This window comes from Desmonostoc muscorum LEGE 12446, from assembly GCF_015207005.2.
GTDB classification, from domain to species: domain Bacteria; phylum Cyanobacteriota; class Cyanobacteriia; order Cyanobacteriales; family Nostocaceae; genus Nostoc; species Nostoc muscorum.
Window position 1 is genome coordinate 3,201,043 of record NZ_JADEXS020000001.1, and the last position, 26,187, is coordinate 3,227,229.

At 41.9% G+C, this 26,187-nt stretch carries 24 protein-coding genes and 1 pseudogene; 10 read left to right on the forward strand and 15 right to left on the reverse strand.

The annotated features are described in order from the left end of the window. Positions 1 to 71: 71 nt before the first annotated feature. On the reverse strand, positions 72 to 590 hold the full coding sequence (locus IQ276_RS13780) for an adenine phosphoribosyltransferase (RefSeq protein WP_190883092.1): 519 nt from the start codon (positions 588 to 590) through the stop codon (positions 72 to 74). A gap of 484 nt (positions 591 to 1,074) precedes the next feature. Between IQ276_RS13780 and IQ276_RS13785 the strand changes: the two genes are divergently transcribed. Both IQ276_RS13785 and IQ276_RS13790 read left to right on the forward strand, forming a co-directional pair. Then, positions 1,075 to 1,701, forward strand: a complete 627-nt coding sequence (locus IQ276_RS13785; protein ID WP_190883094.1) for a DUF3038 domain-containing protein — start codon at positions 1,075 to 1,077, stop codon at positions 1,699 to 1,701. After that, positions 1,698 to 3,149 carry a DUF4335 domain-containing protein gene (locus IQ276_RS13790; RefSeq protein ID WP_193925138.1) on the forward strand — a complete coding sequence of 484 codons (1,452 nt, stop codon included), beginning with the start codon at positions 1,698 to 1,700 and terminating at the stop codon, positions 3,147 to 3,149. Before IQ276_RS13785 ends, IQ276_RS13790 begins: the two co-directional genes overlap by 4 nt. 233 nt (positions 3,150 to 3,382) lie before the next feature. Here the strand turns inward: IQ276_RS13790 and IQ276_RS13795 are convergent, their stop codons facing one another. Next, positions 3,383 to 5,653 (reverse strand): transglycosylase domain-containing protein, encoded by a 2,271-nt coding sequence (locus tag IQ276_RS13795; protein WP_235115651.1) that lies wholly within the window; start codon positions 5,651 to 5,653, stop codon positions 3,383 to 3,385. Between the two features lie 429 nt (positions 5,654 to 6,082). Here IQ276_RS13795 and IQ276_RS13800 point away from each other — a divergent pair, with 429 nt between their 5' ends. Next, positions 6,083 to 6,763 carry a hypothetical protein gene (locus tag IQ276_RS13800; RefSeq protein ID WP_228043125.1) on the forward strand — a complete coding sequence of 227 codons (681 nt, stop codon included), beginning with the start codon at positions 6,083 to 6,085 and terminating at the stop codon, positions 6,761 to 6,763. A gap of 202 nt (positions 6,764 to 6,965) precedes the next feature. Here IQ276_RS13800 and lspA read toward each other — a convergent pair whose 3' ends face one another. Next, the gene (lspA, locus tag IQ276_RS13805) at positions 6,966 to 7,442 is read right to left on the reverse strand and encodes a signal peptidase II (RefSeq protein WP_190883101.1); all 477 of its coding nucleotides are present in this window, start codon (positions 7,440 to 7,442) and stop codon (positions 6,966 to 6,968) included. Between the two features lie 241 nt (positions 7,443 to 7,683). Next, positions 7,684 to 8,271: a biotin transporter BioY gene (locus IQ276_RS13810; RefSeq protein WP_190883103.1), complete on the reverse strand. Its 588-nt coding sequence runs from the start codon at positions 8,269 to 8,271 to the stop codon at positions 7,684 to 7,686. 465 nt (positions 8,272 to 8,736) lie between these two features. Here IQ276_RS13810 and IQ276_RS13815 point away from each other — a divergent pair, with 465 nt between their 5' ends. From IQ276_RS13815 to pstB, 4 genes are all read left to right on the forward strand, one after another. Then, entirely contained in the window at positions 8,737 to 9,813 is a 1,077-nt protein-coding gene (locus tag IQ276_RS13815; RefSeq protein ID WP_193917865.1) for a PstS family phosphate ABC transporter substrate-binding protein, read from the forward strand. A gap of 189 nt (positions 9,814 to 10,002) precedes the next feature. Then, complete coding sequence (gene pstC / locus IQ276_RS13820; RefSeq protein WP_193917867.1) at positions 10,003 to 10,944, forward strand: phosphate ABC transporter permease subunit PstC; 942 nt, start codon at positions 10,003 to 10,005, stop codon at positions 10,942 to 10,944. Further along, entirely contained in the window at positions 10,941 to 11,873 is a 933-nt protein-coding gene (pstA, locus tag IQ276_RS13825; protein WP_193917869.1) for a phosphate ABC transporter permease PstA, read from the forward strand. Before pstC ends, pstA begins: the two co-directional genes overlap by 4 nt. A 41-nt stretch (positions 11,874 to 11,914) precedes the next feature. Further along, a complete protein-coding gene (gene pstB, locus IQ276_RS13830; RefSeq protein ID WP_193917871.1) occupies positions 11,915 to 12,718 on the forward strand; it encodes a phosphate ABC transporter ATP-binding protein PstB in 804 nt (267 codons plus the stop codon). A 381-nt stretch (positions 12,719 to 13,099) separates the two neighbouring features. On the opposite strand, the gene IQ276_RS13835 is transcribed toward pstB, so the two are convergent. From IQ276_RS13835 to IQ276_RS13855, 5 genes and pseudogenes are all read right to left on the reverse strand, one after another. Next, the gene (locus IQ276_RS13835) at positions 13,100 to 13,783 is read right to left on the reverse strand and encodes a Crp/Fnr family transcriptional regulator (protein ID WP_190883113.1); all 684 of its coding nucleotides are present in this window, start codon (positions 13,781 to 13,783) and stop codon (positions 13,100 to 13,102) included. A 1,226-nt stretch (positions 13,784 to 15,009) separates the two neighbouring features. Beyond that, positions 15,010 to 15,216, reverse strand: a pseudogene (locus IQ276_RS41265) (pilus assembly protein PilB); the annotation flags it as partial. A 303-nt stretch (positions 15,217 to 15,519) separates the two neighbouring features. After that, a complete protein-coding gene (locus IQ276_RS13845) occupies positions 15,520 to 16,707 on the reverse strand; it encodes a HetZ-related protein 2 (RefSeq protein WP_221705720.1) in 1,188 nt (395 codons plus the stop codon). A gap of 1,008 nt (positions 16,708 to 17,715) precedes the next feature. After that, positions 17,716 to 18,066, reverse strand: a complete 351-nt coding sequence (locus IQ276_RS13850) for a carbon dioxide-concentrating mechanism protein CcmK (protein ID WP_073645596.1) — start codon at positions 18,064 to 18,066, stop codon at positions 17,716 to 17,718. 86 nt (positions 18,067 to 18,152) lie between these two features. Beyond that, a complete protein-coding gene (locus IQ276_RS13855; protein ID WP_073645597.1) occupies positions 18,153 to 18,464 on the reverse strand; it encodes a carbon dioxide-concentrating mechanism protein CcmK in 312 nt (103 codons plus the stop codon). A gap of 360 nt (positions 18,465 to 18,824) precedes the next feature. Between IQ276_RS13855 and IQ276_RS13860 the strand changes: the two genes are divergently transcribed. After that, positions 18,825 to 19,715 (forward strand): alpha/beta fold hydrolase, encoded by an 891-nt coding sequence (locus tag IQ276_RS13860; RefSeq protein ID WP_193924865.1) that lies wholly within the window; start codon positions 18,825 to 18,827, stop codon positions 19,713 to 19,715. A gap of 7 nt (positions 19,716 to 19,722) precedes the next feature. On the opposite strand, the gene IQ276_RS13865 is transcribed toward IQ276_RS13860, so the two are convergent. From IQ276_RS13865 to IQ276_RS13875, 3 genes are all read right to left on the reverse strand, one after another. Next, entirely contained in the window at positions 19,723 to 20,076 is a 354-nt protein-coding gene (locus IQ276_RS13865; protein ID WP_193924863.1) for a hypothetical protein, read from the reverse strand. 99 nt (positions 20,077 to 20,175) lie between these two features. Then, on the reverse strand, positions 20,176 to 20,781 hold the full coding sequence (locus tag IQ276_RS13870) for a hypothetical protein (RefSeq protein WP_193924857.1): 606 nt from the start codon (positions 20,779 to 20,781) through the stop codon (positions 20,176 to 20,178). Continuing rightward, positions 20,781 to 21,413, reverse strand: coding sequence for an AAA family ATPase (locus IQ276_RS13875; protein ID WP_190883124.1), 633 nt, complete (start codon positions 21,411 to 21,413; stop codon positions 20,781 to 20,783). The genes IQ276_RS13870 and IQ276_RS13875 overlap by 1 nt, the downstream gene beginning before the upstream one ends. A 205-nt stretch (positions 21,414 to 21,618) precedes the next feature. Here IQ276_RS13875 and IQ276_RS13880 point away from each other — a divergent pair, with 205 nt between their 5' ends. Next, positions 21,619 to 23,001 (forward strand): cytochrome P450, encoded by a 1,383-nt coding sequence (locus IQ276_RS13880; RefSeq protein WP_193924348.1) that lies wholly within the window; start codon positions 21,619 to 21,621, stop codon positions 22,999 to 23,001. Between the two features lie 38 nt (positions 23,002 to 23,039). Here the strand turns inward: IQ276_RS13880 and IQ276_RS13885 are convergent, their stop codons facing one another. Next, positions 23,040 to 23,648 (reverse strand): acyltransferase, encoded by a 609-nt coding sequence (locus tag IQ276_RS13885; RefSeq protein WP_193924357.1) that lies wholly within the window; start codon positions 23,646 to 23,648, stop codon positions 23,040 to 23,042. A gap of 215 nt (positions 23,649 to 23,863) precedes the next feature. Between IQ276_RS13885 and IQ276_RS13890 the strand changes: the two genes are divergently transcribed. Continuing rightward, a complete protein-coding gene (locus IQ276_RS13890; protein WP_235115652.1) occupies positions 23,864 to 24,262 on the forward strand; it encodes a helix-turn-helix domain-containing protein in 399 nt (132 codons plus the stop codon). An 84-nt stretch (positions 24,263 to 24,346) separates the two neighbouring features. Here IQ276_RS13890 and ccmS read toward each other — a convergent pair whose 3' ends face one another. Beyond that, positions 24,347 to 24,775: a beta-carboxysome assembly chaperone CcmS gene (gene ccmS / locus IQ276_RS13895; protein WP_193924364.1), complete on the reverse strand. Its 429-nt coding sequence runs from the start codon at positions 24,773 to 24,775 to the stop codon at positions 24,347 to 24,349. A gap of 130 nt (positions 24,776 to 24,905) precedes the next feature. Then, positions 24,906 to 25,919: an IS701 family transposase gene (locus IQ276_RS13900; protein ID WP_193926053.1), complete on the reverse strand. Its 1,014-nt coding sequence runs from the start codon at positions 25,917 to 25,919 to the stop codon at positions 24,906 to 24,908. Positions 25,920 to 26,187: the final 268 nt, after the last annotated feature.

Here is a 26,187-nt window from a genome sequence, read left to right on the forward strand (position 1 = left end):
ACCAGAACAAGCAGGGGAGCAGAGGAGAATAATCAATGCCCAATGCCCTGTTTGGCCAATGCCCCATGACATTAATATTCAACCAAAGAAATAATCGGCACATTTGGCAAATGTCTGCGCCCTTCTAAATCTCGTAGCTCGATAATAAACCCAAACCCCACTAATTCGCAGCCAATCTTCTGCACCAAGTTTGCTGTTGCACTCGCAGTTCCACCAGTGGCAATCAAATCGTCCACAATCAAAACTCGGCTACCTTCGTCTAAAGCATCTTGATGGACTTCTAGGCAGTCTGTACCATACTCTAGTTGATACTCAATTGAGTGAACTGCTGATGGCAACTTACCTTTTTTGCGGACGGGAATAAAACCAGCTCCGAGTTTATAAGCCACAGGTGAGCCAAAAATGAATCCCCTAGACTCCATACCAATGACGTAATCCACTGTCATCTCAGCTTCGATGCATTTTTGTGTTAAAAAGTCAATAGTATAGCGCAATCCCTCTGGATCGCGCAGTAGGGTAGTAATATCCCGAAATAAAATTCCAGGTTTGGGGAAATCTGGGATGTCACGAATCAGAGATTTCAAATCCATAAAATGGGGAATGGGGGTTGGGGAATGGGGATTGGGGAATGGGGATTGGGGACTAGGGATTGGGGAATGGGGATTGGGGACTAGGGATTAGGAAAAGTAACGAGTCGAAAGTGAGGAGTTATGAATTTAAATTCCTAGCTATCCCAGTCCCCAGTCCCCAATCCCTAGTCCCCAATTCCAGATACCTGAAAAATCGTACACTATAATGTCATACGCTGGGCATGGAGGCTAAAGCTTGACCCTTGATTGACGATAAGTAGAATCTAAATCAAGCTAGAAAAGATATAGCACTAATAAAAGAGGTGAATTAAGTTATGTTTTAAAGTTTTGAATTCAATATAGGGAATCCTTTGAGTAGAAAGAGTTAAGTAATGTATATATCAGGTAGTCATGACCACTGCCACAAGTCTAATGTTCAAGTCTTGGCTACTTATCTTAAATTTGTTTTACCTAGTCTGTCAGAAGCGCACAAGGTATTTATAGAATGAATGTTTCCGCAAGTTTAACGCCGTTGAAAAGTCCAACTCAAGATTCACTGCCGATGATTCTGGACACTTTACCAGATCCTGCGATCGCCGGACAAACATGTCCTCGAAGAACCCGGTTGCAAATTGACCTGATTTTACTGGCTATTGAAGCTTTAGAGCTTGGTGGTTCTGAAGCAATTCTGGCTTTTGCTCAAGAGTTGGATCTTAAAGGAATTGTCAAAGATCGGGTGAATTTATGGCGGATGCGTAGCTCTAATCCGCTACGGAGAGCGCACATCCGCCGCCCACTAACTATTATGGAAGCCAAAGCTTTGGTAGTCATTGCTTGTTACATAGCGCGGCGTTTAACTGTTGTCATCCGCCAGCTATTAATGATATGTCAACAAATGGAAGAAAAGCAGATTCCCCTAGAACAGAATTTGCGGCTATCTAATTACCTAGAGCGGTTTAGAGCGCATTTTAAGAGCCGGATGAATGCTCGACGTTCTGGTGTACTGGCATTGAGTTCTGATGAAAAATTAGATGAGCTAGCTATAAATTTGTTAGGACAATTATTATTTTGTACTGGTACCGCTGGAATGCAGCGGTTTTGGATTAGTCTTTTTGACGGTGAAGTGGAATGAATATTCAACGTAAGTACAGTTTACCTAATTGTACACTGCTTTTAGAAGGGTTAAGTGATGTTACTAGGGCTGCACACTTCCAAGAACTGCGCCCAGAATTATCAATATTGGTAAATGCAGAATGTTATTTATCTGGATATAATCAACCTCTAACTGGAGGGCGGGAGTTTTTTGAAAGTTTGGTGAGGGCGGTTAGTGGCTATGCCCAAGAATTTTTAAGTAATGTACCCAACCCACAAGCCCATAATCATGAGTCTGAGCTAGTAGAGTTTCAGAAAATTAATAGCAACCGACACCGATTAATTGTGCATTCAGAAGGCGCACCAGATGGTTTCGAGTCTAGCCCAAGCCATTCTAAGCGTCCGCCTCTTGAAATTGATTTGAGTACGGTGCAGTTGTTTGATTTGGTGGAAGCAGTAGATCAGTTTTTTGCTGATACCCAAACTTTACCAGAACTTTCCCTAGAGCTACAACCAGTTACCAGACGCTATGGCGGTGCTAGTCAAGCTTTAATCAAGCAGGCAGTTCCAGCTGCTGTGGGAGTATCAAGTTTAGCAGTAGCAGCGATCGCTTTTAACTTGATTCCACCTCCGCAAATGCGTCCACCACAGCCCAAGCCAGATGAGCAAACTACCTCAACAACCAAGAGCCTCGCTCCTTCAGCATCAGCGGCTCCAACTCCCACATCGGCTGCGACACCCATAGCTGCTGCAACTCCTACACCAACACCTGCGGCTAGTACCAAACCAGCAGTTAAAGATTTAGAAGCACTTTTAAGTACAGTTTCGGAAATTACTGATCCATCCCAGCTGCGTGCATTAAATCGCCAAGTTTATAATCAAATTCATCCAGCTTGGACTAATCGGTCAGGATTGCAACAGGATTTGATCTATCGTCTAGGTGTAGCTGCGGATGGAGCGATCGTTGGTTATAAAGCGGTGAATCAAGAGGCAAATCAAGGAGTCGGGCAAACTCCTCTGCCTAACCTACTTTACAATCCAGCTAACCGCGCTCCCATTTCCAATGAACCCATCGCTCAATTCCGAGTAGTATTTACTACAGGCGGTGTGCTACAAGTCAGCCCTTGGCGGGGATATGCCAGAACGCCAGAGGTGGTAGGTGCAAAAATTACTGACTCTAATATAGTCAAAGGTTTAAATCAAAAACTTTATAATACAGTTCGCCAAGCTTGGAGTGGCGCCCCCACATTTACACGAGATTTAAAATATCGGGTAGCAGTCAACAAAGATGGTGTAATTGCTGACTATGAACCCCTAAACCAAGTCGCCTTTGACTATTTTCGGGAAACACCTCTTCCCCAGATGTTCAACGCCATCTACGGTTCCAATGCAGCACCCCCCAATAACAAAGAACCTCTTGCTCACTTTCAAGTGATATTCAAACCTAGTGGCAAATTGGAAATTACTCCTTGGCAGGGATATCAATAATTGGGGACTGGGGAGATGAGGGAGATGAGGGTATACCTTTCCCCCGTCTGTACTAAACAGTTTGCAATAATTGGGGACTGGGGAGATGAGGGAGATGAGGGAGATGAGGGAGATGAGGGAGCACGGGGAGAATATCCCCAGTCCCCAGTCCCCAGTCCCCAGTCCCCAGTACCCAGTCCCCAGTCCCCAGTCCCCAGTCCCCAGTCCCCAGTCCCTAGTCCCCAATCCCCAATTCACCTTGTAATCCGGCGCATATAATTTCCCCATAACTGAGCTGCTTGAGCGCTGCTACCAGATGTGGGGGAATTGTTGTCGTTTCCCAGCCAAACACCAGTTACAAGCCGCCGACTGGGAATAAAACCTATGAACCATAAGTCAACGTTTTTATCAGTGGTGCCTGTTTTACCAGCTTCTCCTAGTCCAATGGCAGCACTACGACCAGTACCTCTGGTGACTACACCACGCATTAAACTAGTCATTTCATCAGCTACATTATTTGGCAAAACTCGTTTGTTGGCGTCTGGATCTTGGTCGAAGGAGTAGATTACACGGCAAGTTTTTAGATCGTTGCGATCGCTACAATCCCCGCTATCTAAAATCCGACTAATGGCATGGGGAGGATTGGACACTCCGCGATTGCCAATGGCGCCAAAAGCACCAGTCATTTCCAAAACATTGACCACACTTTGACCCAGTACCAATCCAGGAACTGGATCGAGGGAGGACTTTACCCCCAAACGCTGAGCCATAGCCACCACTTTATCCAGCCCAACTTCTCTGGCAACTCGCAGAGCGATGGGATTTTCCGAAAGAGCCAGCCCAGTGGCAATATCGAAACTAGTATCTGCACCAGCACGACAGGGTTTGTAAGTAAAGCCTTGCCAAGTCAAAGGAGCGCAAGAATAACTTTTTGATTCTGAAATCCCCTGTTGAATGGCGGCGGTGTAAGCAAAGATTTTGAAGGTGGAACCTGGTTGTCTTTTAGCTTGAGTTGCACGATTGAACTGACTTTTTTTGTAATCAGTTCCCCCCACCATTGCCAAGATACTACCAGTACTGGAGTCAAGGGTGACCACTGCCCCTTGAGAAAAGTTAAAAGTTCCACCACTGCTATTTACTGAATTACGCAATGCGGCTTCTGCTTGGCTTTGGATGGCTGGATCGAGCCTGGTTTCAATAATATAGTTTCCTTCTCTTGCTGCTCCCTCCCCCAAGATTGATTCCAACTCAGAGAAAACGTAATTGTAAAAATAAGGAGCGATGGTTTTGGCTTGCTGTTCGCAAACTTTTGGACTCACTTGAACAGTGGAACGTCTAGCTCGATTGGCGTCCTCTGGTTTGATTTTGCCCATCTCCAGCAACCGTTTAATCACACGATTCCGGTATTCAGCAGTTTCTAGCTTATTTGGCCCATCCCCGCAAAAATCGAAAGCGTTGGGGGCTGGTAAAATTCCCACCAATGTTGCAGCTTCCGCTAAACTTAAATCTTTAGCTGGCTTTTCAAAGTAATATCTGGCTGCATCCTCAAACCCAGAAGTATCCCCCCCCAAAAAAACCCGATTTAAGTACATCAGCAAAATTTCATCTTTGCTGTAAAACGTTTCTAATTTCAGGGCGACAACTGCCTCCCGCAGTTTACGTCCCAGGGTGTCTTGTCTACCTACATACTCGCGGAACAAACTGCGGGCAACTTGCTGGGTAACGGTGCTGGCTCCTTGCTGCACATCTCCGCTGCGGCTATTAATCAGCACGGCTCGGAGGATTCCCAACGGATCAACCCCAAAGTGCCAATAATAACGGCTATCTTCGGAAGCGACCACGGCAGCAGGCAAATAAGGGCCAAATTCCTCTAATCGCTTCATGTCTACGTGAGAGGTAGTCCGAGGCTCTCTCAGGGGGGTAGTGCCATCACGGGCATAAACAACTACTGGGGCGCGTGTAGTTGTGGGCAGGGGTCTGACTGAAAATTTCAACCATTCCACGCCAATTACTAAGGCGAAGAGGGCGCTGACACCGCCGATGCCATAACCTGTCCAAGTTGCAGCTTTAATATACCAAGGTGGCGGGTCAACGTATTGCAATCGCACAGAAGCGGCGAGTTCTGGTGGTCCCAAGGTGAGAATATCACCGTGACGTAGTTCCAGAGAGTTGACACGACGCTTGCCACGATAGATGCCATTGGTGGAGTTTTCATCTTTGATGACGAAAACTGGGGTGCGCTGAGTAGAATTGCGCGATAGCGACAGGTGAATTTGGCTGACAACAGGGTTACGGATGACGATATCGCAGGATTTGGAGCTACGACCCAGGATATAGCGATCGCCCAATAGTGGATATACCTCTGCTTTATCCGCCCCCGCATCCTGCACCCAGAGTTCCGGTACTTTGGCATTAGGCTTGAGCGCCAATTTAGAAAAATCGACCCTAGCTTGAATCGTATGTACTGCTTGAGTCAGCTGACCTAGTAACGTTTGTGGCTTGTGAGGGGGTTGGGGAGAACTCATCGGCTATTCACATCACACTCTTGGGTGAAGAATCGGGCGAACTACAACTTAGATGTTAATCTTCCATCATTTTACTCATAAGCCAAAGCATAAGTTGGCTAGATGATTTCTTAGATGCATTTTATACCTAAATATATTACACAACTAAAAATAAATTGTGATTTTTATTGCTTTTTTACCAACGTTTTATTTCGTTTATCCACTCTCAAATGCTTATTTAATAGAGTTTTGCGATTTAAATAACTACAAACAGTATTCATAAACTTGTATTTTTGGACACTATATTGTGATAAACAACATATTTAATTTTTACTAATTTTACATATCAACATATTTTGAAACAAACCTCAATATCCTCTTTTAGGAGGATTTTCTAAATTTTATTGTCTGTTTTAATAGTGCGAGTGTTCCGTTGAGGTTAATTTCAGAATGATGGGAAAATCTCTGACCCTGATTGGTACAGCTCTATCTTTGGCACTTACCACTAATATTGCTGTTGCCCAATCCAGTAAATCCCCCATAGCCCAATCCAGTAGCGACTCCTCCACTAGTTCACCAACGGAAATCAAGATGTCGCCAGAAGGGATGAAAATTCTGTGCGAGTATTTCCCTCTTAACTCCCGCTGTGCTGGTGGTACAGCAGTCACGCCTACTGCTCCTGGTAGCACTACAGTCCCAACAGAAACGACGCCATCAGAAACCACCACTCCTGATAGCACAACCACACCAGGAAGCGTTACTCCTCCCGAATCTGGCACTCCTGATAACACAAACACAACTCCAGCACCAGGAAGCGTTACTCCTCCTGAGCCTGGCGCTCCTAGCAATATAACTCCAGCACCAGGAAGCGTTACCCCTCCTGAGTCTGGCGCTCCTGGCAATATAACTCCAGCACCAGGAAGCGTTACCCCTCCTGAGTCTGGCGCTCCTGGCAATATAACTCCAGCACCAGAAAGCGTTACCCCTCCTGAGTCTGGCGCTCCTAGCAATATAAATCCAGCACCAGGAAGCGTTACCTCTCCTGAGTCTGGCGCTCCTGAACCAACTCCCAGTTCTCCTAGTTCAGTTCCAGGTTCTAGTTCGCCAAGTACTCCTAGCACAGGTAACTAAATTCAAAGCTGCGGCATAATAATCTGACTATGAATTTGCCGTCAGCGATCGCTCTGGATCTTGACTATTACACCAGTTGTAGCGGCTGGTGTAAGTTAGAAATCTAAATGATTCAAACCTCAAGATCAAGTCTTTGCATATATGACTGACAAAGGGTTTGAAGGATCAATAGCCTGGGATGATTCATCCCAGGCTTAATAGTTTAATCCGGCCAGCCAGTTGAAGTTGGTGTTTTTTGGAAGAAAGCAATTAGTAGGCAAACAATACCGATACTAATAAATGAATCTGCCACATTAAATACGGCAAAGTTAATCAGGCGAAAATCTAGAAAATCAACAACATAGCCTAAAACAAAGCGATCGATACCATTGCCCATAGCTCCACCTAAAATCAAGCCATAGCCCAGCTGATCCCACAGATTTAACGTTGGACCAAACAGCGCCAGCCCGATCAATACTAAACTCACCCCTAAAGATAACCAACGCAACCACTCTACTTTTCCACTTAACAAACTAAAAGCCGCACCAGTATTCGTGACATAGGTTAAGTGAAATATCCCAGGTAAGAGTGGTAGGGTTTGCTCCAAGCTGAAGGTTTGCACCACCCAGTATTTTGTTATTTGGTCTAGGAAAAAAGCTATGAAGGCAGAAATCCAGAAAAGGCGATTTTTTAAACGCATGGCAAATTAGTCATTGATCATTGGTTATTGGTCATTGGGCACTTGTACTGAGCAAAGCCGTAAAGCCTGCGGCATAGCTACGCTTAGGGCGCGGCCTCTCGTAGAGAAGTATTGGTCATTGGTCATGAGTTTTTGACAAAGCGCAAAGTCTCAGCTAAGGCTTCCTTAGATCCGTTAGCCCAGCGTTAGCGAGGTAGCAGCGTCACTTTGTAAGAGAGGATAAAGGACAAATGACAATCAACTAATAAAACATTAAGTGACGCAATACATATGCTATTACAGTCACGGCACAGACTACAGCTAGTTGCCCTGGTAGTGCAAACCAAGAATATCTAAGAATTGCTTGCATCAAAGGTAGATTTTCTGTGCCTTTCCACTGAAAAAGATAGCTAATAATCAAATAAGTAATACCGCATAGGTGGAGAGTTAACAAGCCACAGACGCAACTAAAAGCCAGGGTTTCTAGTCGAGGTCTCGCTTTAAAGGCAAACAAGCCACAAATCCAAGCTCCAGGAATAAAGCCTAGTAAATAGCCAAACTGAGATAGCTTGACATAACCTATACCACCACCATCGGCAAATACTGGTAATAAGGTTAACCCCATGACTAAATAGGCAATTTGCGAGAGCGCACCAGCATTTTTACCCCCTAAACAACCCACGAGGAGTACTGCGCCAATTTGAAAAGTTACACCTAAAGAAAAAGTCTGAATTCCGTGCTGACTCCAACTCCAAGGTGAAGTTATGCCATAAGCTTCTAGGAAGGTGCCACCCATTGTCAGGAGTAAGCCAATCATAGACCATAGTAATTGGTTGGAAGCAGCAAACATTTATCAGGCAACCAAGGAAAGGCAAAAGGGAAAACCAATAGCAACCAGTATAAACATTAATATATGAAGTTTCCCACCTTGGCTTTGCCTGTAGCTCTTTGCAGAGCCCAAAGACCATGTAGGCCTTTCAATCTCTCAGTAGAATACCTGAGATGAAACTTGGATCTTGATTGATATTTGGTTGTTAATATATAGCCCTAAATTAATTTAATAATGTGGAGATTCTAAAAAATATTTTAAACGTACCCAAATAAAATATATTTTAGTTAATTCAGTGGAAGATAGTAGTATAATTTAAATCACATGTTAGATTATTACTGATATAAACATGTGCCTTTACTGACTTTAATGTTTAGTGGTTATGAGTATGTATTAGGATTGACTTAACCGATTGTTAACTTTTCTGTTACTCTTCAATGCTAATGTTCATACTGTTAATCCATAGCATCATCTATAAAGATCCTTATGTTCTCTTCAAAGGTGCGGTTGGTTGCTCCCCTAGTTGCTTTGGCAATTGGTATTAGCTCTTGCGGCGGCGAAAACAATCAGGCTTCTAACAACTCTAGCCCAGCAGCTGAAGGCGGCGCTACCCCAGCCACCAATACAGCAACCGGATCGAGTTTATCTGGAACAGTCAAGGTGGATGGTTCTAGTACCGTCTATCCTATTTCTGAGGCGATGGCAGAAGAGTTTCAAAAGGCGAATCCTGGGGTAAAAGTGACTGTCGCTTCCTCTGGTACAGGCGGCGGTTTCAAAAAGTTTTGCGCGGGTGAAACTGATATTTCTAATGCTTCCCGCCCCATTAAGCCAGAAGAAGTAGAACTCTGTAAAAAAGGCAATATCGAGTACATTGAACTCCCCATTGCTTACGATGGTCTCTCAGTGGTGGTTAGTCCCCAAAATAAGTTTGTTGAGTGCCTCAAAGTTGATGAACTAAAGAAAATGTGGGAGACATCTGCTCAAGGCAAAGTCACCCAATGGAACCAGATTAACCCGAAATTCCCTGCTGACAAAATAGGTTTGTACGGTCCTGGAACTGATTCGGGTACTTACGACTATTTCACCCAGGCAATTGTGGGCAAGGAAGGCGAAAGCCGGGGAGACTACACTGCTAGTGAAGATGATAATACCTTGGTACAAGGTGTGAGCGCTGACAAAGGCGGATTGGGCTTCTTTGGCTATGCCTATTACGAAAACAACAAAGAGAAGTTAAAGCTGGTTGCCATTGATAGTGGTAAAGGCTGTGTTCAGCCTAGTCCACAGACCATCGGTGATGGTACTTATCAGCCGCTTTCTCGCCCAGAGTTTATCTACGTCAAGAAAACTGTGGCAACGCGTCCTGATGTCAAGGCTTTTGTTGATTTCAATTATGCTCCAGCAAACCAAAAGCTAGTTACAGAAGTGGGCTATGTGCCTTTACCTAGCGACCTACTCACTGAAGTTCAAGCACGCTTCAATAGTGGGAAAGTAGGTTCGGTTTTTGAGGGTAAAGGTTCTCAGGTCGGTGTCACTCTCAAAGATCTTCTTAAACAAGAAAAGTAAGAGTAGCCCTAAGGCTCAGCCCTGGTACCTGGAAATACCCAATTTTCAAAAAATTTACGCCAACCAAACTTAATTGCAGGTTTACTGGGATTGAAAATTAAGCTTTATTTCCAGCCCAAGGGCAATTTTTCCAAACTAGCATTGTGTTGTATACACAAAGGAAGTTTTCATCTATGAGGTTGTCCCCGAATGGCTTCCAACCCGTTATCTAATCAACCAAGTAATTCCAACTTATGGCAGCCTAATCGGGCTTTGAGTAAGCGGGTTGAAATTGGCGTCAAAAGCTTGTTTGCCTTGTTCGCGTTTGTCTCCGTGGCGACGACGATTGGTATTGTTTTAACACTAATTTTTGAGACAGTATCATTTTTTGCCGAAGTCCCCATCTGGCGGTTTTTAACAGACACACAATGGACACCATTGTTTGCCAATAAGCAGTTTGGAGTGATGGTGCTAATTAGCGCCACACTGCTGATATCTATAATTGCGATCGCAGTAGCATTACCACTGGGATTATTAGCAGCTATCTGCTTGAGTGAGTATGCTCCAGCTAAGCTGCGGAAATGGCTCAAGCCAGCCCTAGAAATTTTGGCAGGGGTGCCGACTGTTGTTTTTGGTTACTTTGCACTGTTGACAGTCACGCCATTTCTACAAACATTCATCCCTGGTATGCAGGGATTTAACGCTTTAAGTGCAGGCTTGGTATTGGGAATTTCAATTATTCCCCTGGTAGCTTCTTTGAGTGAAGATGCTCTTTATTCCGTTCCGCGTAGTTTGCGAGAAGGTGCTTACGCGTTGGGATCAACGAAGCGGGAAACAATTATTTCAGTGGTATTACCAGCAGCTTTATCTGGGATAGTAGCTTCTTTCATCTTGGCGATTTCCCGCGCCATTGGCGAAACAATGATTGTTACCATTGCAGCTGGTCAAAATCCTCAGTTGGGCTTGAATCCCCTAGTGCCAATTCAGACAATGACAGCATACATTGTCCAAGTCAGTAAAGGAGATACACCAGCGGGTTCACTGGCTTATAAAACTATTTTTTCAGTGGGCATGACATTATTTCTCATAACCTTGGCACTGAATATTTTTAGTTACTGGTTTGTTCGCCGCTTCCGGGAGAAATACGAATGACAAAGAGTAATATTCAATCTAAAAATCAGTTTGACTCTGGCGCAAATCGGAACTTTGATCTGTCTATCGATAAGCGCTACAACCTCGACAAAATTTTTGCGATCGCCACTTGGGCTGCAACTTTATTTGCACTGGTGGTGTTAGCTGTTTTGGTGATTGATGTTTTAGTTGATGGTCTTGGACGTTTAAATTGGTCTTTTATGACCAGTTTTTCCTCTCGTCGTGCCTCCTCTTCTGGGATATTAGCTCCCTTAGTCGGTACTATCTGGCTATTGGTAATAACGGCTTTAATCTCCTTTCCCTTAGGAGTAGGCGCAGGTATTTTCTTAGAAGAGTATGCCGAAGACAACTGGTTTACTCAGTTAATTGAAATCAACATTGCAAACTTAGCCGCAGTGCCATCTATTATTTATGGCTTACTGGGTTTGCAAATTTTTGTGCGGGTAATGGAACCAATTACTCATGGACGTAGCGTGCTAGCTGGTGCCTTAACCTTGAGTTTATTGATTCTACCAATCATCATCATTACCACTCGTGAAGCGCTGCGTGCTGTTCCTGATAGCTTGCGGCAAGCAGGTTTTGCCCTTGGTGCCAACAGGTGGCAAATCATTCGAGAACAAATTTTTCCCATTGCTTTGCCAGGTATCCTGACTGGTACAATTTTGGCACTTTCAAGAGCGATCGGTGAAACAGCTCCGTTGATTGTAATTGGGGCTGTTGGGTTCATTACTTTCTTACCTGAGCTTTCTTTAAAAGGTTTGCAAAGTTCTTTCACAGCACTGCCAATTCAAATTTTTGACTGGGTTTCTCGTCCTCAAACAGATTTTCACCAGAATGCTGCTGCTGGCATTATCGTTTTGATGGTTGTGCTGCTTTTGATGAATTCGTCAGCGATATATTTACGCAATAAATTCCAGCAGTCTCGCTAAATCAGTCAAACACATTTTCAGTATTTATCTGAAGTTTTTTTATGGTAATAAACTCAACAACTGCTACATCCGAGACTATATTGCAAGCTGAACAATTATCTGTTTTCTATGGTAATTTCAAAGCGGTTCGTGATGTTAACCTAAACATTGGCAAAAACAAAATTACAGCCTTTATTGGCCCTTCTGGGTGTGGTAAAAGTACTGTACTAAGATGTTTTAATCGCTTAAATGACTTGATTCCCGGCGCACACATTGAGGGAAGAATTACTTTTGGTGAAACCAATATTTATGACAAAAGAATTGACACAGTAGAACTGCGCCGCCGGATTGGTATGGTGTTTCAAAAACCGAACCCTTTCCCAAAATCAATTTATGAAAATATCGCCTTTGGAGCCAGGATTAATGGTTATAAAGGTGACATGGATGAATTGGTAGAGCGGAGTTTGCGACAAGCTGCTTTGTGGGATGAAGTAAAGCACAAACTCAAACAAAGTGGTTTATCTATATCTGGCGGACAACAGCAGCGGTTGTGTATTGCTCGTGCCTTAGCAATTCAGCCAGAAGTGCTGCTAATGGATGAACCCTGTTCAGCCCTTGACCCAATTTCAACTTTGCGCGTTGAAGAATTACTTCAAGAACTAAAGTCACAATATACCATTATTATCGTTACCCATAATATGCAGCAGGCTGCGCGGGTTTCAGATATGACAGCCTTTTTCAATGCACAGGCAACGGAAAGCGGCTCAAAAATGGGATATCTGGTGGAATATGACTTGACAGAGCAGATTTTCAACAATCCTAAGCAGGAATATACGCGAGATTATGTCAGCGGCAGATTTGGATAAATATTTTTACTAGTTGATTTGAAAATATAGTTGAGGATACTAGCTTAGTGTGCAAAATTCGACCACGCTGGTAGTTTTTGACACTCCCCACGGCTAGAAGCTGGGGGATTTTTGCTTCATGGGGTAGAAAACGAATTTCCCCTCAGCAAGCATCTTATTTTTATGATGCCAACCTCAATTGGCGAGCAAACGTCTATGATTCACCTTACAATTAATGGGACAGACCACTACTCATAAAACTTACACCAGATTGCAACAGGCGTGAGGTAGAGATAATTGTAGGGGCACAATATATTGTGCCCCTACCCGTGCAATTCATTTACCTGAAATATGCTGTAAATGTCGAGCAGCCTGCTAGTACATAGTTGGTAATAAAAGCAATTACACTCTACCCGCCAAGTTCATCAGCTGTTTGAAGTTTACAAGATAAGTAATGTTGTTGGCGCTATCAATATTAATCCACCCTTTTTCATGCAATTTTTCCATGATTTTGGTTGTTTCTTCAACGCCGATTTCTGTCACCTCTGCTAAATCTTTGAAGGGAATGTTAAAAATTTCTCTTCCCTGGTTTAATTCCTGACCATAGCTTTCGCCTAAAGTCACTAAGGTATGAGCGAGTTTGACCGCTGGTGGTGAAGACCGCATTTGCAAGCGCAGGTTAATTTGCCGTAATCGCCGCACCATCAATTGCAACATTCGGTGATGTAATTGCGGGTCTTTAAACAATATTTGAATAAAACGCTCTCTGGAGATACTAAGTAATTTAACTGGTGAAAGGGCAATGACATCAGTTGAGCGGGGAGATTCATCCAAAATTGCCATTTCTCCAAAAAAATCCCCACGGCCAAAAATTGCCAGAGCTACTGAATCTTCCCCGACGGTACGTCGGACTTTCACCCAACCAGAAACCACGAGATAAACGGCATTACCCCAAGCATCTTCCATGACAACAGCTCGCCCAGCTGGGTATTCATGTTCAATTGCAACGTTGAGCAGCCATTCCAAAGTCTGGGGGTTGGCTGTACTCATCAAGGGGAAAAGTTCACTAAAAACCTCTGTCTGCATGAAATATTTGCAAGAATATATGGATTCAAGAGCGGAAAATTAACTTGGCTAGTATAAGTTTATTTCAACCGTAATCTTACGTAGAATACAGACGTAAGATTTATATTTTTTGTTTTAACCTTTTTAGGTTGGTCGGTTCAGAGTTCGATTACAACATAACAATTATGTATTGCGATCGAAATCAGCGGTTTTACTGATAGACCTTATGATTTACTGTTTGTTAGTGGATTGCTGTCGAGTGCTAATTTTTTGATCTGTTGGTCTAAACTTTTCACTAGTTGATTGAGGGTAACTAAAGCTTCTAATTGCTCAGAGTCAAGGCCGCGATTGAGAAAAAGGCGTTCTTGTAGTTCATGCAACTTGAAGCTTAGTTGCTGAGAAATTCCTAAGGCATCGCGGCTTAAACGCGTCAACTGTTGTTGCTGATAAAACTTTAATGCTGCTCCCCGCAAAACTTGGAGTGTGGCTTCTTCGCCATAAATTCCTGGCATAATTCGCAAGCGTAATAGCAAACGGGTTTTTTGATATAAACATTCTTTCTCTACCTGTTTTGGTTCTGCAACCTTGGTAATGGGTAGGGAAGCAAACCGCTTTAACTCATTAAGTACTCCTTGGAAAACAGAGAGCGGCAGTTTGTCTAACACAGACTGCAATACTCCATTGTCACTCCATAGTATCCTGCCTTCGTAAGGTTGTCTTTCTAGATATAGCCGACCAATTCCCCCTGCTAAAATTCGCCCTAGTAATTCTTCTAGTAATCTCTTGGGTGGTAGTGTTGCCAGGACTTCCACAGGACTAAACATTTCGGGAACTTCCACTGGCAGAATAAGTAAATTTTCTACTAGTGCTGCTTCGGAAGTATCCCTTTGTTGATCAGTATTTCCGGAGGTCAAGAAGGTAGTAATTTGAGAGGGATTATCTGGATTTGGGGGTGGCAAATCTACCTGCTGCCAAGAATGCTCATCAGAGGATGTCTCAGGTGCTATGAATGTTGGTAGGTGCTGTGATTCAGAGTAAGTATCACCAGAGGCAATAAACCTGTCAACAATGGTAACTGTTATTTGGTGATCCGCTTGTTGAGCGTCTAGTTGGGATGTATTCTTGTGATTGAGGTAGGCTGACAATATTCTACGGTGAGCGTCAGCTGCGATCGCCTCAGTTATGAGTGTGCAATTCATATAAGACGCAATGCGACTAACATAATCTAGTGCCTCAGTGTCTTGTGGATGAACCATACCTAGCAAGAGCTTTTTATCTTTTAAGCCGAAGGGCAAAATTTGGTGGTAAAGACAAGCTTCAAAGGACAAAAAACTATCCATTAGCTGGAATATTTGCTCGCGTTCGCCTTCTTGCTCCCACTTGCTTTGTGTAGCGGTTCGCACCTGTTGCCCATTGACTGTGGTATTTGTGAGTTCGCCCTCTGAAGACAACATAGATTTGATTACTCGGTGATTGCTTATATAATATTTTCCCTCTAGTTTAGTGGGTAGTTAATAAAGATACTTTGTTTGATTGTTAAAAATTCAATTATCTATTACTTAAGTAGACGTAAGTAGCAGATAAATTTTCGGTAAAGGATTAGGAATAATACTGGGGAATGGGGAGTGGGGAGTGGGGAATGGGGAATGGAAAATCGGACAGGGAGACAAGAGGAGAAACTTGTTGCAAGTTGTCTCCCTCATCTCCCTCATCTCCCCCATCCCCGCGTCCTCCCGTCCCCGCGTCTTCACTACAGGTTACTCCTGGGTTCTTAAAGCTTGGGCTGCAAGATAGACTTTTGTCCATTCACCTAGCACTTGATGGGTTTTGAGTTTTAATTGTTGGGCTATTTCTTCTATTGATTTACCTGCTCTCCGTAAATCTAGGATCTGCCGCGCCAGAGGAGTGAGTATTTCATAAAGTTGCTGCCATTGGTTTTGTGTTAGCCCTAAGTTATGTTCTTCTAAGGAAATTGAGAGCCAACTGTCTACGAGTTCTGGTTTACCTTTGAGGGCAAAGACGCGCACAGCGTGGTAACTAATTTTTTCTCGCAGTCGGTATACTTCCTTAGTTGGTTTATTCAGTCTCTTGGCAATTTCTTCTTGGGATTTACCTTGGAGATACAATCGTAGCCACTCTACTGCCTCGATTCCCAGATTTTCTTGTAAATAATTTTCAAATTCTCTTTGTACCGACTGACGCAGCGCTTGTTGTTCTTCTAGTTGTTGTGCTTCCTGATATTCTGCGATCGCCTGACTATCGACTAAGTTAACTCGATTGTCGCTGTCGTCTGTGAGAACTTCTTCTGAGACTAATCTAATCAAATCACGGCTTGGTACTTGGGTTAAGCCGCCACGTTGAGTACGACGCAAGTAATTGACAAAACGATAAGCCAATAGGGGCTGATTGCGTACTGGGCGCAAACAATATTCTTCTGTGCTGGCAAACAGCAAAGCATCGGCTAATCGCCGATCGCTTGTATATTTGGCAATGTCAGCCATTTGCTGTTGCATGTAAGTGTCGTTTTGCAGTAATTCTTGTAATACTTCTTGCAACACATCGATGACACTGCGCTGGCGATCGCGGCTCAGGGCAACCCATGTCTGAATTTTATTCCGTAATGTTGCTAAACTCCCCAGTCGGGTTATCAAGTTGCGATAAGCACGTTCTCGCCCTAACCCTAAGTAGCGTTGACGTAAAATCCTCCAGCGATATTCCATTGCTTGCTTGGCAATCTCAAATTCTTTCGGGTTAAACAGATCAAACCGTTTTGAGTCAGATCCAAGCAGCCAAAGAATAATACTTCGCCGAGTCGCTTCAGTTTGTTCTGGACATTCTACAGCCAAGCGCTTTTGCCAATCTAGAGCCAGTTTTTCCAAATCCGTTGTCATAGCGAGATTGCGCTCCTCGAAACTCAATTTTGAAGTTTGCATCACAACCCCCATTCATCCCATCTAACCTAATTGTTTAACTGGCAGCTGCCCCAGATTTCATGAAATTCATGAAAACATCTCAGTGATTCCACTTTTATTACGTCTAAATTGACTAACTTTATGCAGAATTTTTTATATTGATGCTTTCCTTGGAAATTCAAAGTGCCCCAAACCAATATCTATCAGGCATTTCCGTCAATTCTGTTAATTTAAACTTTTTGTTAAGTTATGTTTTTTAACTGAGAACAGAAATCTAGCTAGAGTAGTGAGGATAATACATCGTTACAAAAGATGGGTTGGGGAAATCTGACCTTTCGGAACCTAACCGAGGAACGAATATAATTTAACTCAACATTGGACGTTATTTCACCCGTATAAGTTTCAACTATCGGCAAGGCTTTACTTAGTTAAATACTTGGTTTTACTTTTAACTATAAAATAGTCATTACGTGTATACATTGTAATTAGCAGCTAATAATAAAGATTAAAATTTTAATACCGCAAATATCTTGATCAAGCTAATTGGTGCTTTGAATAATATCCAATAATTGTCTTTGCGTTGATGTCGATCGCGCATACCGATCCTGCGATCGAAAAATACAGCATAATTGGTAAATTCTCCGAATAATAATTAGGAAATGAAGAGTGCTGAGTTAGAAATGAGTACGTTTACTCAGCACATAGGGTTTGAGAGCAACTAAATTTATTTATGAAAATTTGCCAAATATTTTTTAAGGGGACACTCATGCTGAGAAAAAATACGTCCTTGCTTCAATACCCCCGTTTCGCTATGGGGTAGTACTGGGCACTCAGCACTCCATTACTCAGTACTACTGAATGTAGCTGGCGATCGCTATTCTAGATAGTAAAGATAAATATAGGAATTGTTCCTTTTGATTTTTAAGCAAAGCCAAAGACGCTTGACTTATAAACAAGCATGAGCCGTTGGTCTAGGGCGATGACTCCGCCAACGGCAAAGGGGAAAAAGGCGTGATTTTGAATTGAGAAAAAGAGTTGATTCTATCGCCCGTTTGAGGATCTAACAATGGGGTTTTCTACAGATTCCCGATATTGTTGGACTGCTTCTGTGTAAGCAATTGGCAGAACAGCTTCAACGTTTTCATGGGGACGAGGAATAATCACCCAAGATTCGAGAGTACCACCATAAACATTTTCTGCGGCTTCAACACCAGCAGCCATAGCTGTTTTAACCTCAGAGACATCACCACGAATATTAACTGTAAAACGAGCGCTACCGACTCGGATGTAACCAACCAGAGTGACTCGTCCAGCTTTTACCATAGCATCTGCTGCTGCTAACACAGCAGGAAAACCCTTAGTTTCCAGCGCTCCAACTGCTTGTAGTGACATTAGTAATCTCCTGTATGAATAAACGATATGTGGCGCAACAAATTAATTGTACGAAGCTTCGCTACAGATTTTAATGGCGAAATTGCTTAGAACATACGGAAAGGTTCTGATTCTTCAGTGAAATGGATTGGTAATATAGTTTCGACATTTTCCGGGGGATTGGGAACTATGTAATGGGTGATTACTGTTTCGGCTTTTACTTGCTCTCCAGCATTAATACCTTCTTCAACGGCTCTTTTTACTTCAGCAACTTGTCCCCGGACGGCGACTACAAAACGACCACTCTCGGCTAGACCATAATACACCAACGTAACTGCGGCAGATTTCACCATTGCATCTGCTGCGGCTAAGACACTAGGAAAACCTAAAGTTTCAATTACGCCAACCGCCATTGGCATGGCATCAGCTCCTGGATTAAGGGATAGGCGATATTAATTGTACGTGGGTTTAGTCCCAATTTTGACATTTTGGAAAACTTTCTTTAATGGGGGGTTGGGGGAGTTGGGAGTGGGGAGTGGGGAGTTATACGATTTTGGATTTGAGATTTTGGATTTTGGATTGAGAATTGCCTTGTGCATCTGGGTTATGTTAATCCATCTGTGGCAATCATTTTTCAAATTCCTATTAGAATGTTTTGATAGGGGCTGAATTATGTTTTATGTATTACAAGTAATACTTGAGAATATTTAGTCTGGTAATTTTGTAGTTGAACAAAATCAGTCATGTTGTAAGTGAGCTAGTACGATAAACTGAGATTTATGTTTCCGAATTTTCTTCCTACAGCAGTTGGGCAACTAACAGAACCAGCTTCGATCGCACTAGCTCGGAGTATTCAAACAACTGCGATCGCTACGCCTTTAACTAATCAAGCAATTACCACAACCTATGTCAAGGAAGGGAGTGGTGGAACTCCTATTTTATTAATTCACGGCTTTGATAGTTCTGTATTAGAATTTCGTCGGCTTTTGCCTTTGCTTGCTGGGAATAATGAAACATGGGCAGTGGATTTGTTGGGTTTTGGGTTTACAGATAGACTCTCAGGAATTGCTTATAGCCCAACTGCAATTAAAACCCATCTTTATTATTTTTGGAAAAGCCTGATTAACCAACCTGTAATTTTGGTGGGGGCTTCAATGGGGGGTGCGACGGCAATTGATTTGGCGCTGACTTACCCAGAAGTTATCAAAAAGCTGGTGTTAATTGATAGTGCTGGGTTGGCGGGTGGTTCACCATTAAGTAAATTCATGTTTCCCCCATTGGATTATTTAGCAACTCAGTTTTTGAGTAATATGAAGGTGCGCGATCGCGTTTCCCGCATTGGATATAAAAATCAAAGTCTTGCTTCTTTGGATGCTCTATATTGCGGGGCATTACACTTACAAATGCCGAGTTGGCATCAAGCTTTGATTGCTTTCACTAAAAGTGGTGGTTATAGTGCTTTTAGATTTAAGATACTATCACAAATAGTGCAACAGACACTAATTTTATGGGGCGATTCCGATAAAATTTTGGGTACTAAGGATGCCACGAGATTTAAAAGAGCAATTCCACAAAGTACCCTCGTTTGGATTCAAGATTGTGGACACTTACCTCACTTAGAACAACCACAAATCACTGCCCAGCATATTTTAAACTTTTGTAATGAATGATATTAAGTCATAAGTGATTCTCTCTAATAGTTTCAACCATTGCTTTCCAATCTTGTGCATGGTAAATAAATTTACTTATAACTTTAATTTTTCTACCGTTTTGAAATATATAAAGACTATCATTTTCTATCAATAAGTCTTTATAGTTATCAAAGCGATATTTTACAAAACTTATCCCTACCAAATTCTTTGTCGCAATCTCTGTTGCATAGACAAAACATACCAAATTTTGTAGTACCAAAACAGACCATACTATTTGCACAATAGCAGATAAAGACCATGCTGTAGGGGCACAGCAACGCTGTGCCCTTACGAAAGATATGGTTTTTAAACTTATCCATATTTGGTATTTATATTTCAATATGATTTGTCACGAAAAATATGACATGAGCGCCTAACGCATGGTGTTATGTGGGGGTGCGTTATGCGAAAGCCGTAACACACCCTACCTTTTGATTTACTAGTCAAGTAACCACATCTGATTTGAACCATCAGCAGACTCATCTGGTTGATTTTGAGCTAATTTTTCGGATGAGCGATGTGATTTTTTGTAGTTAAGTGGATTGTAGTGTTCTTTTATTGGTTTTATAGCACTAGTTTCTTTAACAACAAGTTTAGATTTATCTTCAGCCGTTTGTTTTAAAGCATTAATTTCTTCTATAAGCTGGGAATTTGCTTCTGCAAGTTGCAGTGCTGTTTTTTTTGTTTCGTCAAGTTCTTTTGTTAGCTGTTCTGCTATGGTTTTTTGTTCAGAGGCTAATGTTGTTTGTCTAGATAATTTTGATTTCAAATCAGTAATTTCTTGTTCTAGGGAAGCTTCTTTTTGATGACTTTTTTCTAGATTACTTGTCAAGTCTTTGATAGTTACTTCTAAATCAGCTTTAGTGGGATTTGTGCGCCTATTAGTAGTTGGTTCGGGTGTTTGTGGCGAGGATTCTTCATCAGTTGCAGCGTCTTCTTGAGTAATTTCTTCTGCTGAAACTTCGATCGCAGAGTCATCTTCTGGGGATGTAATTTTTTGCGCCTCTTGTTGTAGTAAATCCGATAGACTTTGTTTCTTAGCCATTATTTTCTCCAATCACGCTGTAGTTCATCAGCTGCGCGGCGATAGTCTAACTCCGCCTCCCGCGCATTTCCTCCTCGCCATTGAGTAATTGCTACACCTTCAAGCGCGGCTCGTTCATGAGCTTTGTAGGCACGGATCAAGGTATTAAAAGCAGGAATACCTAGTCGAGTGAGAGTGTTTTTTGCTTCTAGTGCTTCCCCCAAGCTGCGCGTATCGACTTTGGTGAGCAATACCCGATGGGGAGTTCCCAAGGGGATGACGGCTTCCTTAACTGTTTCCACGAGGACAGCTAAATCCATTGCAGACGGGGGTGTAGGCAAAACTAGATAATCTGCGATCGCAACTACCGCCACTAATGCTTCAGAGCGCAGTGCGGGAGGCGTATCCACCACTACTAAATCGTAACCTTTTATCTTTCCTAAATCACCTAAAAGTGTCGGATCTGTTTCTTGAGATAAATCAAATCCCATTCCTTGCTGACTACGCCCGAACCACCAACTGGCGGAACCTTGAATATCTGCGTCAATCAGCAACACCTTTTTTTTCTTCGCAAAGTTTGCAGCCAGGTTGATTGCGGTAGTCGTTTTACCGACTCCTCCTTTACCGTTGAGAATAGCGATGATTTTGGGCACTGCTTTAGGTAGGAAAAGGGAGTGGGGGGTGGGGAGTGGGGAGTCGGGGGATGAGGGAGATGAGGGAGATAACCAATACCCAATGCCCCATGCCTCATGCCCCATTTCCTACTCCTTAATGATGAATATACCGCTTTGTGTGACCCTCAATCACACAAAAACTCGTAACAATAAAATTCATAAGCCATTAATTCCACAAATTTCTATGACAGCAACTTACAACCTACCTGATGGGCCTCAAATACCGCGCTGGCTGCGGATGGTCAAGTTTATTAGTCAGCCTGTAAAATATGTGGATGATTTTGCCAAAATCTATGGTGATACTTTCACCATTAAGAGTAGTCGCTCAGATAATGCTCTTGTGTATTTTAGTAAACCCGAAGCACTGGAGCAGATTTTTACATCTGATTTGAGTTCTTTTGAGGTTGGCAGGGGAAATATTGGGCTAAGATTTTTACTTGGCGATCGCTCTTTTATGTTATCAGATGGGGATCGCCACCAGCGCCAACGGCAATTATTAGCTCCTCCTTTTCATGGGGAAAGAATGCGGGCTTACGGCGAGGATATCCGTAAAATAACACAACAGGTGAGTCATGAATGGCAGGTTGACAAGCCTTTTAAAATCCGTGAGTCGATGCAAGAAATCACTTTGCGTGTTATTCTGCGGGTTGTGTTTGGTTTGGAAGAAGGAGAGCGGTTTGAGGAACTAAGGCGATCGCTAAGTGATTTACTAGATTTCATCACTTCCCCTTTAATGTCTAGCGCCTTCTTTTTCCGGTTTATGCAAAAAGATTTCGGCAAATGGAGTCCCTGGGGTTGGATTCTCCAACAACAGCAAAAAATCGATCGATTAATTTATACTCTACTTCGGGAACGTCGCGCCCAATCTGCTCAAAATCGCCAAGATATCCTCAGTTTGATGATGGCTGCTCGTTATGACGATGGTCAAGGGATGTCAGATAAAGAATTGCACGACGAATTAATGACACTGCTAGTTGCGGGACATGAAACTACTGCTTCGGCGTTGACATGGGCATTTTACTGGATTGATTATTTACCAGAGGTGCGTGAGAAGTTGTTAAAAGAACTCGACACTGTTGGTGTTAATCCAGATTTAAGTACCATTGCTAAATTGCCTTATTTAACAGCAGTTTGCCAAGAAACATTGCGAATTTACCCAATTGCCATGAATGCTTTCTTGCGGATTGTGAAAAACCCAATTGAAATTACAGGTTACAAATTGCCACAGGGCACGTTAATTCTCCCCAGTATTTATTTAGCGCATCATCGTGAAGAAGTTTATCCAGAATCCAAAAAGTTCAAACCAGAACGATTTTTAGAAAGACAATATTCACCATACGAATATTTACCGTTTGGTGGCGGTAATCGTCGCTGTATTGGTATGGCATTTGCTCAGTATGAAATGAAAATTGTCTTGGCAACTATTGTGTCAGAATTTCAATTATCTCTAACGAACAAACGTCCAGTGCTTCCTGTGCGCCGCGGTTTAACTGTCGCCGCACCCGCTGGAATGCGGATGATTGCAACACCTCAAGTAAAACTGGCGAATACACCAGCGCTGGTTTAAGTTATTAGGTTGGGCATTAAAATACCCAACCTAATAGCTTAATGTTGAACTACTTCAATAGAGAGTTGAATTTCTTGCTGAGATGCGAGTTTTTCATAATGTTCTTTGTCGCGGTATTTAATTGTTCTCATGGGTTGATTGCCAACAATTGCTAAAGGTTCAACATTAGCAGTGACAACCGTACCAGCCGCTACAATTGCACCATCTCCAATGGAAACTCCCGGAATAATTAAGACATTTCCAGCAATCCAAACATTGCGACCGATAATAACAGGTTTATGAATGTAAACATTATGTTCATAGGGCAAATCATTACTTTGATAGTCGTGATTTGCCGAGAGAATGACAACATTAAATCCAAGTGTTGTGTTGTCACCAATTGTAATTCCGCCACGTCCATCTAAGATGACATCTTGACCAATGTAGACTTTATTTCCCAGAGATACATTTTGGGGATGTTCAATTCTCACGTCTCGCTTAAATCGTAGACCTGAGCCACAAAATTTTAACTTATTTTTGAGTTCTTGATGTTTATACCGCCTGATTTTACTTTCTAGGTAGTCTCCCCATAGTACCAAACGAGGTACTAACCGTTGTTCAAATAGTCGCTCTAATTTATTGGTAATTTTGTCTTTGATTTGTTTCATAAAACCTCACGGAAGTTTGACAAATCTCTGGTTTTAACCCAGGAAGGGAAAAGGAAGCGGGAATTTGGTACATGTCACATTTATTAGGTTTCCCCAATAACAGTATTTTCTCTCGCGTGAGTACCGTTTCTTTAAAAGTGGATTGGGCAAACCCTATTAAGGATTGAAACGAGCAGGAATTTTCCAAAATGATCCCTGGAACACCCATTAATAAAATGTATATCGAATTACTCAAATCTTTTCCTCCTCGTCCTATCACTTCCGAGGAAGAATTCCTGGCTACACAAAAAGTGATTGATTCCTTGATTGATAAAGGTCAATTAACACTAGATGAACAAGACTATCTCAATGTTTTAGGTACTTTGGTTTATGAGTACGAGCAAAAATATCATTCTATACCTGATATTCATGGTGTAGAATTACTCCAAGCATTGATAGCCGAATTTGATTTACAACAAAAAGACTTAATTCCTATATTTAAAACTGAGTCGATTGTATCTGAAGTCTTAAGTGGACAACGCCAGCTGACAGTTAACCATATTGGGAAACTCGCGGAGTTTTTTAACATTTCTCCTGCTGCATTTTTTGAGTCAGTGTTGAGAAAGAAAGTTTGAGTAAAACTGATAACCACTTTATAGCCAAAGTTTTTGTTCAAAAGGCGCTTTAGGGTTGATAATCGGTTTTTTAAAGGTCTTAAATTAATCTTTTATTTGCTCACTCATCCGCTGTTCCAGCACTTCCAATAACCCATCCACATCTTTACCAGCTTGCTCAAAACAAATCGGTGGCGCAGGTTCCGGTGCAAACTGAATTAACTTAATTTCACCCTTCCCAATCCCAATCATCACAACTTCTATTTCTGGTTTATGATTCTCGATAATTCCCAAAATTTCTTGCAGCCGATTTTCAACTTTATCATTTAATTTTTCTATCTGTTCTTTCGGACAATAAACAAAATGCGGCTTTGGTTGCAAATCAATACCAACAGTACCTTGACTGTCACCATTTGCTAACCACAATCCCCAAAATAGCGCCGCCAATTCTTGCTGATTTGCTTTCACAAACTTATCCAACTGGCGACGCCACTTGTTATCTCCTGTTTCCGGCTGACTGCTACCAAACATCATAAATAATTCGTAATTCGTAATTCGTAATTCGTAATTAACATATTTAGAAATAGATCTTTCAAGATGGCAGGACTTACGCAACTGGCACAAATAGCGGGCAGGGCGCAGCCCTGACAGGCGACAATTTAAATCAAACCAAGCACATAAGAATACTTGGGCGTTTCAGTTGCTGAATTAAATAATTAGAAAGCAAGTTATGCTTGATTTGATAAATAGTTTGACCAGTTGTATAGGCTAAATTCTTTAACCTAACCCAAACTAACATTGCACAAGCGATATGATTTCTTTGAAGCCTAGCTTTCCGACATTGGCAAAATTCAATCCCAGTTAATTGTTTAATTTCTCTGTGAAACTCCTCGATTTTCCAACGAATTTTACACACCTCTTGTACAACATCCGTGGAACTTTGAGATAAATCGTTAGTTGCGACATAATCCGTTCTGTTGGTAGAAACAGTAACCCGGAATAGTTTCACTTTTTTATTAGCTGGGAACCCTTTAATTTTGATTATCTTACCACAATCTAATTCTTCTTGACTCCATTCTAATAATTCAATACGTTTATATTTTGCTTGACCAAATGTATCATCAACTAACCGATTGTCTTTTAAAGGGCAATAATAAATTTTGTCTAAGCTATCAATATATAGCATTAAACTGTGTACCGCATACCATGTATCCATCAAAACAGTATCAAATGGTAAAAGCTTATGATACACAAGGCTTTGGAGCATGTCTTTCACATGGTCTATCTTGGTTTTGCCATCGACATCAGGATTAAAAATTCGATAATCTATGACCCAAAATCTTTGAAGTGTAGGGTTGACATACACGCAGCTAACTACGCCAATGCCTTTAAGGACACCATGCTCATTACCACTATATTGTCTTCTGACTATTTCTATTTCTTCAGAATACCTTTTATCTAAAATGCTATCATCAAATATTATGTAACCATTGTCATCAGGCTCAACTACCTCTTTCACGTTATCCCATAGTAAACGAGGTGTTAATTTTTCTCTTTTCAAATAATAGTTAATTGTATCATGGCTAATACTCTCTAAATGCTCTGCCAAATTGGTAATGGTATAATTAATTTGGCTACTAAGTAGATACTGGCAATAATCTAATTTAGTAAACTTCATATTCAAAAGTATTCGTTACAGTAGCCTGAGCAGCAGCCCAAAAATTTGGTGTGAAAAGGAACAATTTACATTTGTACTCTAGTTCATTTCATCTGCATTTTTATAGTACTTTAGTACTATTTGTTAGCGATCGCATTGTGCCAGTTGCGTAAGTCCTGTCTAATTTAGTAAACTTCATATTCAAAAGTATTCGTTACAGTAGCCTGAGCAGCAGCCCAAAAATTTGGTCTGAAAAGGAACAATTTACATTTGTACTCTAGTTCATTTC

Bases quoted from the DNA above. Each gene is read 5' to 3' on its own strand.
- ccmS (WP_193924364.1), bottom strand. From the start codon at position 24,775: ATGATGTTTGGTAGCAGTCAGCCGGAAACAGGAGATAACAAGTGGCGT.
- pstC (WP_193917867.1), top strand. From the start codon at position 10,003: ATGGCTTCCAACCCGTTATCTAATCAACCAAGTAATTCCAACTTATGG.
- lspA (WP_190883101.1), bottom strand. From the start codon at position 7,442: ATGCGTTTAAAAAATCGCCTTTTCTGGATTTCTGCCTTCATAGCTTTT.
- IQ276_RS13810 (WP_190883103.1), bottom strand. From the start codon at position 8,271: ATGTTTGCTGCTTCCAACCAATTACTATGGTCTATGATTGGCTTACTC.
- pstA (WP_193917869.1), top strand. From the start codon at position 10,941: ATGACAAAGAGTAATATTCAATCTAAAAATCAGTTTGACTCTGGCGCA.
- IQ276_RS13785 (WP_190883094.1), top strand. From the start codon at position 1,075: ATGAATGTTTCCGCAAGTTTAACGCCGTTGAAAAGTCCAACTCAAGAT.
- IQ276_RS13890 (WP_235115652.1), top strand. From the start codon at position 23,864: ATGTATATCGAATTACTCAAATCTTTTCCTCCTCGTCCTATCACTTCC.
- IQ276_RS13790 (WP_193925138.1), top strand. From the start codon at position 1,698: ATGAATATTCAACGTAAGTACAGTTTACCTAATTGTACACTGCTTTTA.
- IQ276_RS13880 (WP_193924348.1), top strand. From the start codon at position 21,619: ATGACAGCAACTTACAACCTACCTGATGGGCCTCAAATACCGCGCTGG.
- IQ276_RS13800 (WP_228043125.1), top strand. From the start codon at position 6,083: ATGATGGGAAAATCTCTGACCCTGATTGGTACAGCTCTATCTTTGGCA.
- IQ276_RS13900 (WP_193926053.1), bottom strand. From the start codon at position 25,919: ATGAAGTTTACTAAATTAGATTATTGCCAGTATCTACTTAGTAGCCAA.
- IQ276_RS13860 (WP_193924865.1), top strand. From the start codon at position 18,825: ATGTTTCCGAATTTTCTTCCTACAGCAGTTGGGCAACTAACAGAACCA.
- IQ276_RS13815 (WP_193917865.1), top strand. From the start codon at position 8,737: ATGTTCTCTTCAAAGGTGCGGTTGGTTGCTCCCCTAGTTGCTTTGGCA.
- IQ276_RS13835 (WP_190883113.1), bottom strand. From the start codon at position 13,783: ATGCAGACAGAGGTTTTTAGTGAACTTTTCCCCTTGATGAGTACAGCC.
- IQ276_RS13845 (WP_221705720.1), bottom strand. From the start codon at position 16,707: ATGGGGGTTGTGATGCAAACTTCAAAATTGAGTTTCGAGGAGCGCAAT.
- IQ276_RS13885 (WP_193924357.1), bottom strand. From the start codon at position 23,648: ATGAAACAAATCAAAGACAAAATTACCAATAAATTAGAGCGACTATTT.
- pstB (WP_193917871.1), top strand. From the start codon at position 11,915: ATGGTAATAAACTCAACAACTGCTACATCCGAGACTATATTGCAAGCT.
- IQ276_RS13850 (WP_073645596.1), bottom strand. From the start codon at position 18,066: ATGTCACTACAAGCAGTTGGAGCGCTGGAAACTAAGGGTTTTCCTGCT.
- IQ276_RS13855 (WP_073645597.1), bottom strand. From the start codon at position 18,464: ATGCCAATGGCGGTTGGCGTAATTGAAACTTTAGGTTTTCCTAGTGTC.
- IQ276_RS13870 (WP_193924857.1), bottom strand. From the start codon at position 20,781: ATGGCTAAGAAACAAAGTCTATCGGATTTACTACAACAAGAGGCGCAA.
- IQ276_RS13780 (WP_190883092.1), bottom strand. From the start codon at position 590: ATGGATTTGAAATCTCTGATTCGTGACATCCCAGATTTCCCCAAACCT.
- IQ276_RS13795 (WP_235115651.1), bottom strand. From the start codon at position 5,653: ATGAGTTCTCCCCAACCCCCTCACAAGCCACAAACGTTACTAGGTCAG.